Here is a 19,129-nt window from a genome sequence, read left to right on the forward strand (position 1 = left end):
AATCTGATCACTAAAAAGAGCCTAAGAATTACTTTTCTTAATGATACATTTCGATAAGTCCTTCTGGCAAGTCCATCACGACTTTTTTATTTTCCCGATCAATTTTAACAAGAAAATGATCAATCATAGGAATAAGAATTTCTACTTCACCATTTAAAACTTCAAAAAGTGGTTGAGCAGTGGTATCATTTATTGATTCGATTTTTCCAACAATGCCAAGGCGCTTGTCTTCAACTTCAAAACCAATTACTTCATGAAAGTAGAATTTGTTACCGCTAAGTTTTGGTAACATTTTTAGAGGAAGATATAAGTCATTACCTATTACAGCATCGGCATCTTCTTCATTATTGATATCTTCAAAACGAATACGAAGAAAATCATTTTTGTGCAGCGAGCTGCTTTCAATAAAAAAAGGAACCAAGTGTTTGTTGCATTCAACAAACACTGATTCCAAGTTTTCGTATAACTCAGGTTCGTCCGTGTCTAAATAGGCAAGAACTTCTCCTTTGAAACTAAATTTTTTAGCGATTTTACCTAAATAGAAACAATCTTCTTTACGCATTTCTCGCTATTAAAATTATGCTTCAGTTGTTTCGTTATTTTCTTCTGCAGCAGGAGTTTCTTCAGCCGAAGCTTCAACTTCTTCTTCTACAGCTGGAGTTGCAGCAGCAATAGCATCTGCTTCAGCTTGTGCAGCTGCAGCTAAACGTTTTGCGTTTACATCTTGTTCTGCTTTAAAAGCTTTAGCTTTAACATCAGCTTGCGCTTTAGTTAAACCATCTTTTTTAGCATCAACTTTTCCAGATTTTGCATCTAACCAAGTTGTTAATTTTGCATCAGCTTGCTCTTGAGTTAAAGCTCCTTTACGGATACCTCCATCAAGGTGATGTTTCAACAAAGCTCCTTTGTAAGAAAGAATTGCTTTAGCAGTATCAGTTGGTTGAGCACCATTGTGCAACCATCTAACTGCAGCATCAAGGTTTAAGTCGATAGTTGCTGGGTTTGTGTTTGGATTGTAAGTACCAATTTTCTCTAGGTATTTACCATCTCTTTTTGAGCGTGCATCTGCAGCTACAACCCAGTAAAAAGGTTTTCCTTTTTTACCGTGTCTTTGTAATCTAATTTTTACTGACATAATCTTGTGATTAAATTTTGAGGTACTCGACCTCGATTAATTAAGGGTGCAAAGATACATTTTTTATTGGTTTCTACTACAGTGAAATCTATTTTAATCAAGGGTAATGCTTTAGCAATTCTTTGCCTGTTTTCATTTTATAAATCGCATTCTATTTATATAGGTAAATAGTTTATTTTTGTTTGTTCAAATTCAGTCGTATGAAAAAAACAACTCTTTTGTTATTAGTGCTTTTTTCATTGTTTTCATGTGAGGAGGATGTTAAGTTTAATAATCCTTCTATTCAGGGAATGAAAAACAATGTTTTTTGGCGAGCAGTAGATTCAAGGGCAACTTTATTGTCTGATGGATCTTTATTAATAGAAGCGTACACAGCAAATGAAGTTCTAACTTTAAAAACTTCTTCTACTAATTTAGATCTCTATCAATTAGGACAAAATAATTTAGAAACTGCAGTTTTTTTGTCTTCCAAAGAAGGGAATCAAGTTATGTACAGAACTGGAACTGATATTGGTGCAGGCCAAATTATTATCGAAGAATACGACGAAATTAATAAAACTGTTACAGGAACTTTTAAATTTAATGCGAAAAACATTGATGCGTTTGAATTAGTTGATCCTACTTTAAGTTTTCAGCAAGGAGTTTTCTATAAAATTCCGGTAAGTTTACAAATTCCTTAAATATATTTTATCTCACATAAATATATTGTAAAATGCTTTATTCGCTGGAACTATTGCTATTACCATTGTCTGAAGTAATTAAAACAGTGGTTTTATCCGCATTCTAATTTCATTATAAATCATAAATAAGCTAATATATAGTAGATTACAAAATAAATGCACTACATTTGTTGTATTATTTAAATAAGTACATATGAATATTTTTGTTGGAAGCCTTCCATTCAGTATTGAGGAAGCAGATTTAAGAGAGTCTTTCGAGGCTTACGGAGCAGTTGATTCAGTTAAAATTATTACTGATAAATTTACTGGAAGAAGTAAAGGATTTGGTTTTGTTGAAATGGCAAATGATGACGAAGCTCAAAAAGCAATTGACGAATTGAACGGTGCAACTGTTCAAGGACGTGCAATCGTTGTAAACAAATCTGAGCCAAAACCAGAAGGCGAAAGAAGAAGTTTTAACAATAACAGTCGTGGTGGAGATTCACGCGGTGGTTATGGTGGTGGAAACAGCCGTGGTGGAGAAAACCGTGGTGGTGGAAACAGAGGAGGATATTAATATTTTTTTCTACAACTATAAGAAAAGGTGTCAATGTAAATTGACACCTTTTTTGTTTTAAATAATAAAGCTTTTCTAATTTCTTAAATTTTTTATCTTTAAGAATATATTTCTTTTTCTAGTTTGATTTCATAATTATTAGATTAGCAAATTTGTAAGTGGCTTTAATAGAATTTAAATAGTTGATTTAATAGCGTGGTAATAGCTAATAATAAAAAAACCATCCCTTTGATAGAATGGTTTTCATATTATTATATGTATGTTGGTTTATAAATTAGCTACTAACCAGTCTCCAACATCACTAGTTGAATATGATTTAGCTCCTTTAACAACTAAATCTTCGGTTACAATTCCTTGTTCTAATGATTTATTGACTACAGCTCTAATGGCTTCTGCTTCTTCTTTTAATCCAAAAGCATCCTCAAACATCATTGCTGCTGATAATACAGTTGCAAGCGGATTAGCAATATTTAATCCTGTAGCTTGTGGATACGAACCATGAATTGGCTCGTACAAAGACGTATGCTCTCCCACAGATGCAGATGGCATTAATCCCATTGATCCAGAAATCACAGATGCTTCATCAGTTAATATATCTCCAAATAAATTTTCGGTTATTAATACGTCATAAGAATTTGGCCATTGAACCAAACGCATAGCAACCGCATCGACAAATTCATAAGAGACAGTAACTTCAGGATAATCTTTCTCCATTGCTTGAACTGTTTCTCTCCATAATCGTGATGTCTCTAGAACATTTGCTTTATCAACACAACATAATTTTTTAGTTCTAGTCATTGCTAATTCAAATCCTTTTTTAGCTAAGCGTTGCACTTCAGCTCTCGTATACACGCAGTTGTCAAAAGCGGTTTCACCACCATCTCTTCTACCTTTTTCTCCAAAATATATTCCGCCAGTTAATTCTCTTAGGAAAACTAAGTCGGTACCTTCGATTCTTTCTCTTTTTAATGGACTATTGTCAATCAAAGATGGAAAAGTGAATGTAGGTCTAACGTTAGCAAACAAACCTAATTTTTTACGCATTAATAATAAACCTTGCTCTGGGCGAACTGGTGCCAATGGATCATTATCATATTTGGGATGACCAATTGCGCCGAATAATACAGCATCTGCAGCCATACAAATTTCATGCGTTTCATCAGGATAAGGCACGCCAACCGCATCAATAGCACAAGCTCCTGTAAGCGCAGGAGTCCAAGTAATTTCGTGATTGAATTTTTTTGCAATAGCATCCGAAACTTTTACAGCTTCGTTAATTACTTCTGGTCCAATTCCGTCTCCGGCTAAAAGTGCAATAGTGTATTTCATGTTTTATAGTTTTATTCCTCCGCCCGACTCCCTCTAAAGGAGGGGGAGCTGAGATGGGAAAGGATAATGTTTGTATTTTTTTTTATTTGTCTAACTGATTTAGGCTCCCTTCCCTTCTGTGAGGGTTGGGGAGGGGATCACATTTAACATCTTTTGTGTTGCCACAATAGCAGCTACAGTTTGATCAGAATCTAAACCTCTTGTTTTAAATTCTTTTCCATTATTTGTCCAAGTAATTATCGTCTCGCACAGTGCATCTGAACTACTTCCTGGTGGAATTCGTACAGCGTAGTCAATCAATTTGGGTAACTCTAAATTTTTAGTCTTATAAATTTTTGCTAATGCATTCATAAAAGCATCGAATTGTCCGTCGCCTTGTGCATGCTCTTCAATAATTTCACCGTCTATTTTTAAAGATAGAGTGGTAGATGGACGCATTCCTTTTGCATGAGATAGAATGTAAGATTCAACCACAATTTTTTCTAAATAAGATTGACTGTCCAAAACATCTGATATTATATAAGGCAAATCTTCCTTAGTGACTGTTTCTTTTTTATCACCTAATTCAATGATTCTTTGCGTAACTAGTTTTAAATCTTCAGGATTTAATTGCAGTCCTAATTCTTGGAGGTTTTTTTCAATATTGGCTTTGCCAGATGTTTTGCCTAAAGCATATTGTCTTTTTCTGCCAAAGCGCTCCGGTAATAAATCGTTAAAATAAAGATTATTTTTATTGTCACCGTCTGCATGAATTCCCGCAGTTTGTGTGAAAACGTTGTCACCTACAATTGGTTTATTTGCTGGAATTCTATAGCCTGTAAAAGTTTCGACTAATTTACTCACAGAGTATAGCGAAGATTCTTTAACGTTCATTTCTATTTCTGGCATGAAATCATTAATAACGGCGACTGTACTTTCAAGAGGAGCATTACCAGCGCGCTCTCCCATTCCGTTCACAGTAACATGTAGTCCATGAATTCCAGCTTTAACTGATTCCATTACATTAGCAATGCTTAAGTCGTAGTCATTATGGGCATGGAAATCAAAATGCGTATTAGGATACCTTGATGTAATTTGGGAAATAAAATTAAATGTTTCCGAAGGAATAAGAACTCCTAAAGTGTCCGGTAGCAGAATTCTTTTTACCGGTTGTTTTGTTAGAAAATCTAAATATTGGAAAACATATTCTGGCGAATTTCGCATCCCGTTACTCCAATCTTCTAAATAGACATTTGTATCAATATTATTTTGTTGTGCTAACGCAATTGTTTGTGCTATTTCATCAAAATGTTGTTGTGGAGTTTTCTTCAGTTGGTGCGTCAAGTGATTTAGCGAACCTTTAGTCAGTAAATTTTGAACTTTGGCACCAGTATTCTTCATCCATTCGATGGAAAGACCTCCATCGACGAAAGTTAAAACTTCAATTCTCTTGCTGTATCCCTTCTCTTCGGCCCAAGCCATAATTCCTTTAACACCGTAAAATTCGCCTTCACTGACACGCGCAGATGCAATTTCTATTCGATCAATATTTAATTCCTCTAGGAGTAATTGTGCAATGGTTAATTTTTCTGCGGCAGAAAAAGATACTCCCGAGGTTTGTTCACCATCGCGAAGCGTCGTATCCATTATTTCAATTTTTCTTTTTTTCATTAGTGTAAAGATGCTATCGATTTTTATAATGTAAAACCGATGTATTTATTTAAGAGAAGGAAAGTAAAAAAGTAATTTAATTTTTTACAGATTTTTTTAATAAGGAAGCTTATCAGCAAATTCAATAATATCTTCTTTAATATTTTGTAAATAATCAATGTCATCAAATCCATTCAACATGTTATTCTTTTTGTAACCATTGATGTCGAAAGATTCTTTCTCACCAGTAGCTTTTAAAGTAATCGTTTGCTCCGGGAGATTAATTTCTAATTCAGTATTTGGATCAGCGTCGATTGCCGCAAATATTTTATCTGAAAACTCTGAGCTTACTTGAACGGGTAAAACACCAATATTCAAGCAGTTTCCTTTAAAAATATCAGCAAAGAAAGACGAAACCACAGCTCTAAAGCCATAATCATAAACAGACCAAGCTGCGTGCTCACGAGAGGATCCCGATCCAAAGTTTTTCCCTCCTACCAAGATTTTCCCAGAATAGGTTGGGTTGTTTAAAACAAAATCTGCTTTTGGAGAATCATCTCCATTGTATCTCCAGTCACGGAAAAGGTTATCGCCAAAGCCTACACGCTCTGTCGCTTTCAAGAAACGAGCTGGAATAATTTGGTCAGTATCTACGTTTTCTATTGGTAACGGCACTGCGCTACTCGTAAGGATATTAAATTTATCGTATGCCATTTGATTTTTGATTTTAGATTAACGATTTTAGATTGTTAATTTCTGCGAAGAGACCTATTTTTAATCGCTATTTTTTATGTAATATATTGTAAAATTTCAATTTAATAAAAAATTTAGTATTCTAACGAAATCTGAAATGCTACGCCAGTTCGCTAGCGCTCGGGTCAAAAATCGTTAATCTACATTCTTAAATCTTTTAAAAAAGCTCTCTAGGATCTGTTAATTTTCCAGTAACGGCAGCAGCAGCAGCCATAATCGGACTTGCTAAAAGTGTTCTAGAACCTGGACCTTGACGGCCTTCAAAGTTTCTATTTGAAGTACTTACCGCATATTTACCAGCTGGAACTTTATCATCATTCATCGCTAAACAGGCCGAACATCCTGGCTGACGCAATACAAATCCAGATTCAGTTAGAATGTCTAACAAACCTTCTTCTTTAATTTGTGCTTCTACAACGTGAGAACCGGGAACCAACCAAGCCGTAACATTATCTGCTTTTTTACGACCTTTTACAATTTCTGTAAATGCTCTAAAATCTTCAATTCGTCCATTAGTACAACTTCCTAGGAAAACAAAATCAATTGGTTTACCAATCATTACGTCATTTTCTTGAAAGCCCATGTAGGCTAATGATTTTTTATAGGTTTCAGCTCCGCCTTCAACTTGGTTCGCACTGGGAATACTTTTTGAAATACCAATTCCCATTCCGGGATTTGTACCATAAGTAATCATCGGCTCGATATCAGCTGCATCAATATTTAATTCAGAATCAAAAACTGCATCGGTGTCTGTTTTCAAAGTTTTCCAATATTCAACCGCTTTAGTCCAAGCTTCTCCTTTCGGAGCGTATAATCTTCCCTCAAGGAAATCGAATGTTTTTTGATCTGGTGCAATCATTCCACCACGAGCACCCATTTCGATACTTAAATTACAAACAGTCATACGACCTTCCATTGACATTTCTTCAAAGACATTTCCTGCATATTCAGCAAAATATCCAGTTCCTCCAGAAGTTGTTAGTTTGGAAATAATGTAAAGTGCAACGTCTTTTGGACCAACACCTTTACTTAATTTACCATTTACGTTGATACGCATTTTCTTCGGCTTCGGCTGCATGATACATTGTGTAGCCATTACCATTTCTACCTCAGAAGTTCCAATCCCAAAAGCAATTGCTCCAAAAGCACCATGAGTAGATGTATGTGAATCACCACATACTATTGTTGCACCTGGAAGTGTAATTCCATTTTCAGGACCTACCACGTGCACAATTCCATTCTTTTTATGGCCTAAACCCCAATGTGAAATTCCATATTCTGCAGCGTTATCTTCTAAAGCTTTTAGTTGATTAGCTGATAAAGGATCTTCAACAGGTAAATGTTGATTTATGGTTGGTGTATTATGATCCGCTGTCGCAAATGTGCGTTCTGGATATAAAACTTTAATATTTCTTGATTTTAAACCTAAAAAAGCAACAGGGCTCGTAACTTCATGAATGAAATGACGGTCAATAAAAAACACATCTGGTCCATCTTCAATTTTACGCACAACATGCGAATCCCATACTTTGTCAAATAATGTAGTACTCATTTTAATAGTTTTTTTATTGTATTTCTTCTTTGAATATCCAAGTTGATTTTTGGAAAAATAGTAATCGAAGCAAATTTATAAAAATTGATAAAGTAGAAAATTTCGAATATTGATTATATACGATACCCAAACAGTGTAAACGATAGCATAGTCATATCGTTTGCCATTTTAGTAACAGTAACGCCTTTTGAGTTTATTACATTTTTAAAGTCAGTGTGGAAATGATGTTTTATATGTTAATCGTTTAATTATAGTAAATTCATAATATCAGGTAAGATTTAGTAGTGTATTTTAGGAATAATTAAATGTAAGATGACTATGTCTGATTATTTTTCATTGTATCAGTGCTTGACTAACATTTAATTACGATATGGAAGTAACTTTTTAAGCCCATTAAAACTAATTATTATCTTAATAAAAGCCGGGTGAACGAGAGAAATTTCTACAAAATATTACGACATCCAAAATTTAGAAAAAAAGTAGATCTATTCTTTTTATTTCGAAAACTGGAATTAATTTTAAGAATTTCTGAGTAAAAATATAGGAGAATGCTTTACAAAAAAGAGTGGTAGTTTTTCTTTCCAATATTAAAAAGTAAGCGTCTTTATTTGTGTAAAAAAAGCCTAAATTTGAAATTCAATTTTTGTGATTTTAAATAATTACAAACACTTCAATTCCAGATATGTACTTAATATTCGATACTGAAACCACAGGATTACCTAAGCGTTGGGGCGCACCTATTTCTGATACTGACAACTGGCCACGTTGTATTCAAATCGCATGGCAGTTGCATGATGATATGGGTAAACTAGTCGAGCATCAGGATTATTTGGTCAAACCAGAAGGTTTTAATATTCCGTATGATGCGGAACGTATTCACGGAATTTCTACTGAATTAGCCGAAGCAGAAGGTATTTCTTTGGCCGAAGTGTTGGAGAAATTTAATATTGCATTAGGTAAAGCCAAATATATTGTAGGTCAGAATTTAGGTTTTGATATCAATATTATGGGCTGTGAATTTTACAGAATGGGAGTGGAAAGCCAAATGAGCTCCATGCCAATTCTGGATACTTGTACAGAGGTTACTGCTTCTTTATTGAAATTGCCTGGAGGTCGTGGAGGAAAATTCAAATTGCCTACACTGACAGAATTACATAGTTATTTATTTAACAAACCTTTTGGCGAAGCGCACAACGCAACTGCCGATGTGGAGGCAACTACGCGTTGTTTTTTAGAATTAATTCGTAGAGAGATTTTCACCAAAGAAGAACTTGATGTTCCTGCTAACTATTTTCAAGAGTTCCAAAGTAAGAATCCAAGTGAGATTAAACTTATTGGATTAAAACATATTAATCTTAAGGCAGCTTCGGAGAAAATTCGTCAGCAGTTTGGGGAAAAGCAAGAGCCAGCAGTTTCAAAGAAAGAGCTTTCTGAGAATAAAAAAGTACTGGTAGATACCCAATTTGTGCATTTACATAATCACACACAATTTTCGGTATTGCAATCTACCATTAGCATTGCGGCACTAGTTAAAGCGGCGGCACAGCAAAAAATGCCTGCAGTTGCTATGACGGATCATGCTAATTTAATGGGCGCTTTTCACTTTGTACGGGATATTTTATATCATAATAAATCGGCTGAGGCCAAAAATAAAATAGCTGTAGAAAACGGAGAAGAACCTACTGAGGTTACTATGAAACCTATTGTAGGTTGTGAGTTTTTTGTTTGTGAAGACCATAAAAACAAGTCTGTTAAAGACAATGGGTACCAAATAGTGCTTTTGGCGAAGACCAAAAAAGGATATCATAATTTGGCGAAAATGTCCTCCATAGCTTACACAGAAGGATTTTACTACGTACCAAGAATCGATAGAAAAGTTATTCAAAAGTATAAAGAAGATATTATCGTTTTGTCTGGAAATCTATATGGTGAAATACCAAATAAGATTTTGAATGTTGGTGAAAACCAAGCCGAAGAAGCCTTAATTTGGTGGAAAAACGAATTCAAAGACGATTTTTATATTGAAGTGATGCGTCACAATCAAGAAGATGAAAATCGAGTAAATGCTTCTTTGATTTCATTGGCAAGAAAACACGATGTTAAGATTGTTGCGACAAACAATACCTTTTACATAGATAAGGAAAATTCGAATGCACATGATATTTTACTATGTGTGCGCGATGGCGAAAAGCAAACGACTCCAATAGGTCGCGGTCGCGGGTATCGTTACGGATTACCAAATCAAGAATACTACTTCAAATCGGGAGACGAGATGAAGCAGCTATTCAATAATTTACCAGAAGCGATTTCGAATATTTCAGAGATTGTAGATAAAATTGAAATTTACGATTTGGCTAGAGAAGTTTTACTTCCCAAATTTGAAATACCTACGGAATTTGAAGTTGCAGAAGATGCTGTTGATGGAGGAGTTCGTGGAGAAAACGCCTATTTGAGACATCTAACTTTTGAAGGTGCTAATAGGCGATACCCTGAAATTACCGAAGAAATTCAAGAACGACTTGACTTTGAATTATTAACAATTTCAAATTCTGGTTATCCAGGTTATTTCTTGATTGTACAAGATTTAATTGCTGAGGCGCGAAGCATGGGAGTTTCGGTTGGTCCAGGGAGGGGTTCAGCAGCAGGTTCTGTAGTGGCCTATTGTTTAAAAATTACGAATATAGATCCTTTAAAATACAATCTGCTTTTTGAGCGTTTCCTGAATCCCGATCGTGTGTCACTTCCCGATATTGATATCGATTTTGATGATGAAGGTCGTAGTAGTGTCATGGATTATGTGATTAGAAAATACGGTTCAAAACAAGTAGCACAAATTATCACTTATGGTAAAATGGCAACTAAATCTGCCATTAGAGATACTGCGAGAGTATTAGATTTACCATTGTTTGAAGCTGATAAAATTGCCAAATTGATTCCGGGCATGATGCCATCAAAATGGAATTTAGCGCGTTTTTTAAATGAGAAAGAAGACTTAATAAAAAAGGCTGTTCGTCCTGAGGAATACATTAATATCAAAGAACTAATAAGTCTTGCTAATGAAGATGATCTTGGTGGAGAAACCATTCAGCAGGCTAAAGTTTTAGAAGGAAACTTACGAAATACTGGTATTCACGCTTGTGGTGTGATTATTACACCAAGTGACATTACTGATTTTGTTCCCGTAGCTACTGCCAAAGATTCAGATTTGTACGTAACGCAGTTTGATAACTCCGTTGTAGAAAGTGCGGGTTTGTTAAAAATGGATTTCTTGGGTTTAAAAACTCTTACCTTAATTAAGGATACTGTAAAATTAGTAAAATATAGAAGTGGAATTGATCTCGACCCAGATGCGTTTCCTATTGATGATGTAAAGACGTATGAGCTTTTTCAACGTGGAGAAACTGTTGGTATTTTTCAATATGAAAGTCCAGGAATGCAGAAGTATATGAAGGAATTGAAACCTACGGTTTTTCCTGATTTAATTGCGATGAATGCATTGTATCGTCCAGGGCCAATTGCTTACATTCCGAGTTTTGTTAAGCGTAAAAATGGTGAAGAAGAAATTATTTACGATTTAGATGCTTGTGAAGAACTATTAAAAGATACCTACGGAATTACTGTTTACCAAGAGCAGGTAATGCTTTTGTCACAAAAGTTAGCGGATTTCTCTAAAGGTGACGCCGATGTGTTGCGTAAAGCAATGGGAAAAAAGCAAAAAGATGTCTTAGATAAAATGAAACCTAAATTTATTAATCAGGCTGCCGCCAAAGGTCATGCTGAAGATAAATTAGAGAAAATCTGGAAAGACTGGGAAGCGTTTGCAGAATATGCATTTAATAAGTCACACTCAACGTGCTATGCTTGGATTGCGTATCAAACCGCCTATCTAAAAGCAAATTATCCAGCAGAATATATGGCTGCGGTTTTGTCAAATAACATGAGTGATATCAAGCAAGTCTCTTTCTTTATGGAGGAATGCAAGCGAATGGGATTGCAAGTTTTAGGTCCTGATGTAAATGAATCTTTTTATAAATTCACTGTAAATGATGATTATGCAGTCCGTTTTGGGATGGGAGCTATTAAAGGTGTTGGTTCTGGCGCAGTTGCAACAATTGTAGAGAATAGAAAAGACACAAAGTATAAATCGATATTTGATTTGGCTAAGCGAATTGATTTGCGTGCGGCCAATAAAAAAGCAATTGAAAACTTAGCTTTAGCCGGTGGATTTGATTCTTTTGGGAATACCACAAGAGCACAATATTTTCATGATGATGGCGACGGAATTACTTTTTATGAAAAAGCGATTCGATATGGTTCGAAATATCAAGAGAATGAAAACTCGTCACAAGTGAGTTTATTTGGCGAAAGTAGTGATGTCCAAATTGCTGAACCAATCGTTCCTCCCTGCGAAGATTGGAGTACGATGGAAAAACTCGCTAAAGAAAAAGAGGTTGTGGGAATCTATATTTCTGGACATCCGCTGGACGATTTTAAATTTGAAATGAAGTATTTCTGTAATTCTAAATTAGAAGCACTTAAAAACATGGAAGCGCATGTGGGGAAAACTCTCGCTTTTGGTGGTATTGTTTCAAATGTTCAAAGAAGAATTGCTAAGAACGGAAAGGAATGGGCAATTTTTAATCTTGAAGGTTTTGACGAAAGTTTTGAATTTAAAATATTCAATGAAGAGTATTTAAATTTCCATCGCTTCCTGCTTCCTAATAATTTCGTTTATTTTAAAATATTAATTAAAGACGGATGGGTAAATAGGGATACTGGTAAAAAATCAGAACCTAGAATGCAATTTACTGACGCGAAGCAACTGCAGGATGTCTTGAGTATTTTTGCTAAGAAACTTATATTACTACTTAACATAAGTGACTTAGAAGCAGAATTTATTCATAAGTTAAGTCATCTTTTTCAGGAAAATAAAGGGGATAATACCGTTGCTTTCGAAATTATGGAAATCGAGAAAACGAAACGTTTAGTTGAAGTTGCGCCAATAGAATCTGAAAATGAAGAAGAGGTATTTATTGATGAAAATGAAGACTCAGATATAGAGGGTGATGAAATGATGGGTTCAGAATCAGTGGTTAAAGCAAAAGTTGAAGAGGTAGAGGAAATAAAAGTGGTCACTAAATTAACAATGCCGAGTAGAAGACTAAAAATTAAAATTTCGAACGAATTGCTGATGGAGCTCGAAAAAATGCAAATAAACTTCAAGTTAAATTAGATTAATTTGGAAATTTTTATTTTCCAAATGTTAAATTTTCACTTGTAAAGCCTTGATTTTTATATGCATGCATATAAAACAAGCTAATTACAGCTATTTTATTTACAATATAAGGTATAGCTGTGGATGAAATCATTTAAATTTGTGTAAAACAAAAAACATTATTATGAAAAAGAATCTTTTTTTATTAGGATTTATGGCTTGCTCTATGACTATGATGGGGCAAACTGACCAAAACGAAAGCTGGTATTTTAAATTAGGCGGATCTTTTTTTACACAGACTGCTGCTACTGAATTTCCTACTGTAGGAGGTAACGCTGCATTAAGCAAAGTGTATGTAGGAGGAAAATTAATTTCTGAAGAAAGTGTAACTGGATCTTTTGGAGAAGGTTTTAGAACTGGATTTACTGCAGGATACCGTTTTAATCAACGTTTAGGTGTTGAGATGGGTGTTAACTATTACAACAGTACTGACAAAACTATGGCTCAGACAGTTTCTGATGTGCCTATTACACCAGCAGGTGTTTATAATTTTAAATCAGTAGGTCAAATTACAGCATTTGATTTAGCTCCTGCATTAGTTTTGTTTTTAGGTGAGCACAAAGGTTTTGAACCTTATGCTAAAGTGGGTGTTTTAGTACCTGTTCACGGAGATTTAGAAATTACTTCTGATGCGAATGCACCGATAGCTTTTGCTCCGTCCGGCGCTCCAACTGCTTTTGGTAAAATTCATAGTGTTGATAAAGTGAAGCCAAATCCAACGGTAGGTTTTATGTCTGCTTTAGGAACATCTTATAAATTAGGAAAAAATATTTCTGCTTTTGCTGAAGTGGAGTACCGTAACTTTACTGTTCATGGTAAAACAAAAGAAACTACTGAGTTTACTGTAAATGGGAACGATGTTTTGGCGAATAGAAGTCAAGCGCAAATTCATTCAAATTATGTAAAACGTTTAGATGTAAATTCTAATAATCCGTTATTTAACCCTAATACTGCTACTCCAGACCAAAAAGACACAACTAGGCCAAACGATGCAATGGATGAGCTAAGTTCATATGTTGGAATTAGTGGTTTAGGACTAACTTTAGGTTTGAAATATAGTCTATAATAAAAAAATAAATTTGGTTTGTTAAGAGGTTGTCTATTTAGGCAGCCTCTTTTTTTTAGCCCTGATCGAAACGGCATCCTTTTAATCACTTGTTGAGAGGAACGAGTAAAAAGCCATTAAAAGATATAGTGCAGAGCGGGAGTAGCTCCTAAAGTTAAACCTAAAAGGAATTAAAATTGATTTATAAAGATTGTCAATACATTTATAGTTAAAACTAATTTTTGAATGGTGTTTGATATGTATTTAATTTCTAAATTTGTAATTACGTTTTGAATATGATCAAAACTTTTAAACTAAAAATAAAACAATATGGCATTAGCAATAACAGATGCTACTTTTGAAGAAGTAGTTTTGAAATCAGACAAACCGGTAATGGTAGATTTTTGGGCAGCATGGTGTGGACCTTGTAGAATGGTTGGTCCAATCATTGACGAACTAAGCAGCGAGTACGAAGGAAAAGTTGTTATAGGGAAAGTTGATGTTGATGCAAATCAAGAATTTGCTGCAAAATACGGAGTGAGAAACATACCTACAGTGTTAGTTTTCCATAACGGAGAAGTAGTAGGTAAACAAGTTGGAGTAGCTCCTAAACAAACTTACGCAGATAGTTTAGACGCTTTATTGTAGTTTTAAGTAACTAAGTACTCTCAATAATAGTATAAAAAGGTTTGGCGAAAGTCAAGCCTTTTCTTATTTTTAGCCCATATTAATCTTTATTAAAATGAAAATCAGTTCCTATTTATTGTGTTTTACTATGATGATTTTTTCTTGTCAATCTGTTAAGAAAACGACTGTAGCTTTAGAGGCTGGAATTTCTCAAGAATTGGCTGTGTATCGTAAAAGTCAAATTACTGAAGCATCCTATAATTTGTCGTTTGCTATTCCAAAAGAAAAAGAAAGTCCTATCTTATCTAAGCTACTGTTAAAAGTTACTCTTCAAGATATTGAACAACCCTTATATTTAGATTTTAATGAAAAGAAAGAGAATCTAAATTCTGTTGTAGTTAATGGCAAAAGTATCGAAGTAGTACACGAAAAAGAGCACTTAATTATTGCTAAAAAATATTTAAATAAAGGAGAAAATTCTGTTGAGGTAAATTTCATCGCTGGAGAATTATCTTTAAATAGAAATGATGATTTTTTATACACCTTATTAGTTCCAGATAGAGCTAGCACTTTATTTCCTTGTTTCGATCAGCCCGATATTAAAGCTACTTACACACTTTCAATATCGGCGCCAAAAGGATGGTCGGTTTTAGCAGGAGCGCCATTGTATAAAGAGACGAGTAAAGGAGATTATGTTACATATCAATTCGAAAAGTCAGATAAGATGAGCACGTATCTATTTTCATTCGTAGCGGGTGAATTTAAGAACGTTTCTCAAAATGTAGATAATTTCCCGATGACGATGCTGTATCGAGAAAATAATGCTGAAAAAATTAACGAGAGTATGGATGCTATTTTCGATTTACACCGCCAATCAATCTCTTTTTTAGAAAAATACACACTGTTTCCTTTTCCATTTAAAAAATTAGATTTTGCTACAATTCCAGTTTTTCAGTATGGAGGAATGGAGCATGTAGGCGCTATTCAGTATCGAGAATCAAAGTTGTTTTTACATAATAGCGCTACTGACAGCGAAAAGCTGAGTAGAGGAAAACTAATTGCACATGAAAGTTCTCATATGTGGTTTGGTGATTTGGTAACTATGAAATGGTTCAATGACGTTTGGATGAAGGAAGTGTTTGCTAATTTTATGGCCGATAAAATAATGAATCCTGCGTTTCCAGATATTAACCACAATTTACAGTTTCTAGCAACGCATTATTCGAGCGCTTATGATGAAGATCGTACGAAGGGTACTCATCCAATTAGACAGAATTTAGCAAATCTTAAAAATGCAGGTTCTCTTTATGGGAATATAATTTATAATAAAGCTCCCATTATGATGCGACAGTTAGAAGCAACGATGGGAAAGGTTGATTTTCAAAAAGGAATTCAGAAGTACATTCACAATTATGCAAATTCAAATGCCGATTGGGAAAATCTAGTTGAGATTTTAGATAAGGAAACTTCTGTGAATATAAAGGAGTGGAGTGATGTATGGGTCAATCAATCAGGACGACCACTATTTACAGATGATATTAAGTATGATAATGCAAATCGAATTAAAAACTTTATACTTCACCAAGAAGCGGAAGATGGCTCTAAAAATATATGGCCTCAAATTTTCGAGATAGGTTTGGTATACCCAAATACGGTTAAAACTATAAAAATTAATGTTAAAGATCGAAACACTCAAGTAATTGATGCTATTGGTAGTGAGAAACCTATTTCAATTATTTATAATTATAATGGTTTTGGCTATGGAGTTTTTCCAACTGATGCCAGTAATTTAGAGCAAATTCCTAATATAAAGGATGAAGTAGCGAGAGCGTATAGTTACATTAATGTCTATGAAAACACATTAATTGGTAAAATTCCTCCAGTAGTGGCTTTCAATAGTTTTTTAAAAGGAATTACCGCAGAGCAAAATGAATTAATTGTAAGATTATTGTCTAATCAAATAAGTTCGTTGTTTTGGGATTTTCTAACGCCTAAACAGCAAGTTGTCGCTCAAACCGAATTAGAATTGTTACTTAATAAAAGACTAGAATCAAGTTTGCCTTCAAATGTGAAAAAGACTTTGTTTGGTTTGTTTGAGAGTACGGCCTATTCTAAATCAGCTAGCGATAAGTTATACCAAATTTGGAAAAAAGAGATCTCAATTCCAAATTTGAAATTAAATGAAGATGATTATATCAACATGGCTATGGATTTAGCGATTTATGAATATTATAAATCGGATGAGGTTCTTAAAAAAACAAGGGAATCTATAACTAGTGCTGATAAGCGCAAGCGTTTTGATTTTTTACTTCCTTCGATATCAAATGATATAAATGTAAGAGATGATTTTATGACTTCGCTAAAATCGCAGAAAAATAGAGAGAAGGAAGCCTGGGTCCAAGTAGCTTTAGCTAACATTCATCACCCTTTACGTCAAGAAATTTCAAAGAAGTATTTAAAACAAGGCTTGGAAATGATTGAAGAGGTTCAGCTTACAGGAGATATTTTCTTTCCTAAAGGTTGGTTAGTAAACAGTGTGGGGAAATATTCTTCGGTAGATGCTTATGAAGTAGTGGTTGACTTTTTAAAAGAAAATCCTAACTTCAGTCCGATATTAAAAAGGAAGTTGCTACAAGCAACCGACAATTTATCACGCGCTCAAATCATTAAAAAAGAAGCAGAATGAAAATAGAATCGCAAATAGAAAAAATATCGAGTTTTCAGCATCTTGAATTATTAGCAAATCAAGTTGTTGAAGGTTTCATTTCTGGAATGCATAAAAGTCCATTTCATGGATTTTCAGCTGAATTTGCGGAGCATAAAGTATATAATCTTGGCGAAAGCACAAAACATATTGACTGGAAGCTATTTGCCAAAACGGATCGTCTATTTACTAAGAAATATGAAGAAGAGACTAATTTACGCTGTCATATTATTATTGACAATTCTTCCTCGATGCATTATCCTAAATTGAAAGAAGGTCAAAATTTTTTTGAAAATAAAATTGGATTTTCTGTTTTAGCAGCTGCAGTATTAATGAACTTATTGAAAAAGCAACGTGATGCGGTGGGTTTAAGTGTTTTTTCAAATACTTACGAATATTATGCGCCTGAAAAAGGTAGCGATCGCCATCACAGAATGATTTTGAATACGCTTGAAGGATTGTTATTAAAGACTGACAATCAAAAGTCCACAGACACAATTACATTCTTACATCAAATAGCAGAGAAAATTCACCGTCGCTCGATGATCATTTTATTTACTGATATGTTTCAGGCAGAGAATGAAGAGGAACTATTTAACGCCTTGCAACATTTAAAGCATAATAAGCATAAAGTTGTTTTGTTTCATGTGGTCGATGCTAAAACGGAACTGAATTTTGACTTCGATAATGCGCCTAGAAAGTTCATTGATGTAGAAACTGGCGAAGAAATCGCTGTTTTTGCTGATAATGTGAAGCAAGAATACGAAAATGAGGTTGAAAAATACTTTAAAAAGTTGGCTTTAACCTGTTCTCAAAATAGAATTAAGTATGTTCCGGTAAGTATCGATGAAAGTTTTGAAAAAATACTTTTGACATACTTAGTTGAAAAACAAAACTTTGGCTAATAGAATGAAAATTTATTAATTATTTTTCAAATAAACACTTGCGTAAACGGAAATCTATCGTATCTTTGCCACCGCAATAACGCAGAGGTTTGGTAGTTCAGTTGGTTAGAATACATGCCTGTCACGCATGGGGTCGCGGGTTCGAGTCCCGTCCAGACCGCAATATTGGGGAAAGCCTTTCGTAACAGAAAGGCTTTTTTGCCCCATAAGGTTTTTAACGTTAGTTGTGTTGTTTGCTGCGAATTTGTAACTCGTAGCGGGTTTAGTAGTTAGACCAATGAAAAGCTTTTCGCTTCGGCGAATAGCTTTTTTGATTTAAGAAGAAGGAATTTTATTTAATAGTTGATATTTATTTATTGGCCAGTAAATTTTAATTTCATCAGTATAAGGTTTCAGGTTAAAAATATTGGTTTGGTAGTTCAGTTGGTTAGAATACATGCCTGTCACGCATGGGGTCGCGGGTTCGAGTCCCGTCCAGACCGCCAGTATTTAGAAAAGTCTTTCGTAACAGAAAGACTTTTTTTATTTTAATACTTTCGAATTAAAAAACAAGATTGATGCTGTCGTAGTTATTGAGAAGCTAATTGTGTAAAATTGCGTTTTCGTTTTGATAACTTCTTCTTGAAGATTTATTAAAATTCAATTTTAAACACATTTCCATTAGGCTAGATGTTTCTTTGGGCGTTACCCTTTATAAAAAAAGAGCCTGTTGCCTTTTGGGGTAACAGGCTCTTTTTTTTATAAAGGGTCGGGCTATTCGCTTCAAGTCCTCGCAAAGTTTCGTTTCACTTCACTTTGCTGTGGGCTATCCGCTGCTATCCCTAACGAGGGCTAGAATTAGAATGGATCATAACGAAAACCTGTGGAGTAGCAAAAATTAGGCATATATGTTCGTTAGTCTAAACAGGAAAAATTCTATGTTTCTCACTCCTCTAAATT

At 34.4% G+C, this 19,129-nt stretch carries 13 protein-coding genes and 2 tRNA genes; 9 read left to right on the forward strand and 6 right to left on the reverse strand.

Annotation, left to right across the window (positions count from 1 at the left end):
- Positions 1-37: 37 nt before the first annotated feature.
- Positions 38-562: a ribosome maturation factor RimM gene (rimM, locus tag RCH19_RS13305; RefSeq protein ID WP_121924533.1), complete on the reverse strand. Its 525-nt coding sequence runs from the start codon at positions 560-562 to the stop codon at positions 38-40.
- A 15-nt stretch (positions 563-577) separates the two neighbouring features.
- Positions 578-1,135, reverse strand: a complete 558-nt coding sequence (locus tag RCH19_RS13310) for a 30S ribosomal protein S16 (RefSeq protein WP_121924532.1) — start codon at positions 1,133-1,135, stop codon at positions 578-580.
- 200 nt (positions 1,136-1,335) lie between these two features.
- Between RCH19_RS13310 and RCH19_RS13315 the strand changes: the two genes are divergently transcribed.
- A complete protein-coding gene (locus RCH19_RS13315; protein ID WP_343023630.1) occupies positions 1,336-1,815 on the forward strand; it encodes a DUF6252 family protein in 480 nt (159 codons plus the stop codon).
- A gap of 193 nt (positions 1,816-2,008) precedes the next feature.
- Positions 2,009-2,371 (forward strand): RNA-binding protein, encoded by a 363-nt coding sequence (locus RCH19_RS13320; protein ID WP_121924530.1) that lies wholly within the window; start codon positions 2,009-2,011, stop codon positions 2,369-2,371.
- Between the two features lie 267 nt (positions 2,372-2,638).
- Here RCH19_RS13320 and leuB read toward each other — a convergent pair whose 3' ends face one another.
- From leuB to leuC, 4 genes are all read right to left on the reverse strand, one after another.
- A complete protein-coding gene (leuB, locus tag RCH19_RS13325; protein WP_343023631.1) occupies positions 2,639-3,700 on the reverse strand; it encodes a 3-isopropylmalate dehydrogenase in 1,062 nt (353 codons plus the stop codon).
- Between the two features lie 99 nt (positions 3,701-3,799).
- Positions 3,800-5,350, reverse strand: a complete 1,551-nt coding sequence (locus RCH19_RS13330) for an alpha-isopropylmalate synthase regulatory domain-containing protein (RefSeq protein WP_343023632.1) — start codon at positions 5,348-5,350, stop codon at positions 3,800-3,802.
- 96 nt (positions 5,351-5,446) lie between these two features.
- Positions 5,447-6,043, reverse strand: a complete 597-nt coding sequence (gene leuD, locus RCH19_RS13335) for a 3-isopropylmalate dehydratase small subunit (RefSeq protein WP_343023633.1) — start codon at positions 6,041-6,043, stop codon at positions 5,447-5,449.
- Between the two features lie 196 nt (positions 6,044-6,239).
- Positions 6,240-7,634 carry a 3-isopropylmalate dehydratase large subunit gene (leuC, locus tag RCH19_RS13340; RefSeq protein ID WP_343023634.1) on the reverse strand — a complete coding sequence of 465 codons (1,395 nt, stop codon included), beginning with the start codon at positions 7,632-7,634 and terminating at the stop codon, positions 6,240-6,242.
- A 682-nt stretch (positions 7,635-8,316) separates the two neighbouring features.
- Between leuC and dnaE the strand changes: the two genes are divergently transcribed.
- From dnaE to RCH19_RS13375, 7 genes are all read left to right on the forward strand, one after another.
- A complete protein-coding gene (gene dnaE / locus RCH19_RS13345) occupies positions 8,317-12,867 on the forward strand; it encodes a DNA polymerase III subunit alpha (RefSeq protein WP_343023635.1) in 4,551 nt (1,516 codons plus the stop codon).
- 166 nt (positions 12,868-13,033) lie between these two features.
- Positions 13,034-13,975, forward strand: coding sequence for an outer membrane beta-barrel protein (locus RCH19_RS13350; protein WP_343023636.1), 942 nt, complete (start codon positions 13,034-13,036; stop codon positions 13,973-13,975).
- Between the two features lie 309 nt (positions 13,976-14,284).
- Positions 14,285-14,602 carry a thioredoxin gene (gene trxA, locus RCH19_RS13355; RefSeq protein ID WP_073205221.1) on the forward strand — a complete coding sequence of 106 codons (318 nt, stop codon included), beginning with the start codon at positions 14,285-14,287 and terminating at the stop codon, positions 14,600-14,602.
- A 94-nt stretch (positions 14,603-14,696) separates the two neighbouring features.
- Positions 14,697-17,267 (forward strand): M1 family aminopeptidase, encoded by a 2,571-nt coding sequence (locus tag RCH19_RS13360; RefSeq protein WP_343023637.1) that lies wholly within the window; start codon positions 14,697-14,699, stop codon positions 17,265-17,267.
- Positions 17,264-18,190: a DUF58 domain-containing protein gene (locus RCH19_RS13365; protein WP_343023638.1), complete on the forward strand. Its 927-nt coding sequence runs from the start codon at positions 17,264-17,266 to the stop codon at positions 18,188-18,190. Before RCH19_RS13360 ends, RCH19_RS13365 begins: the two co-directional genes overlap by 4 nt.
- An 86-nt stretch (positions 18,191-18,276) precedes the next feature.
- Positions 18,277-18,350: transfer RNA gene (locus RCH19_RS13370), tRNA-Asp, on the forward strand.
- 248 nt (positions 18,351-18,598) lie between these two features.
- Positions 18,599-18,675, forward strand: a tRNA-Asp gene (locus RCH19_RS13375).
- Positions 18,676-19,129: the final 454 nt, after the last annotated feature.

The sequence above is a fragment of the Flavobacterium sp. PL12 genome (assembly GCF_039123485.1).
GTDB lineage: Bacteria > Bacteroidota > Bacteroidia > Flavobacteriales > Flavobacteriaceae > Flavobacterium > Flavobacterium weaverense.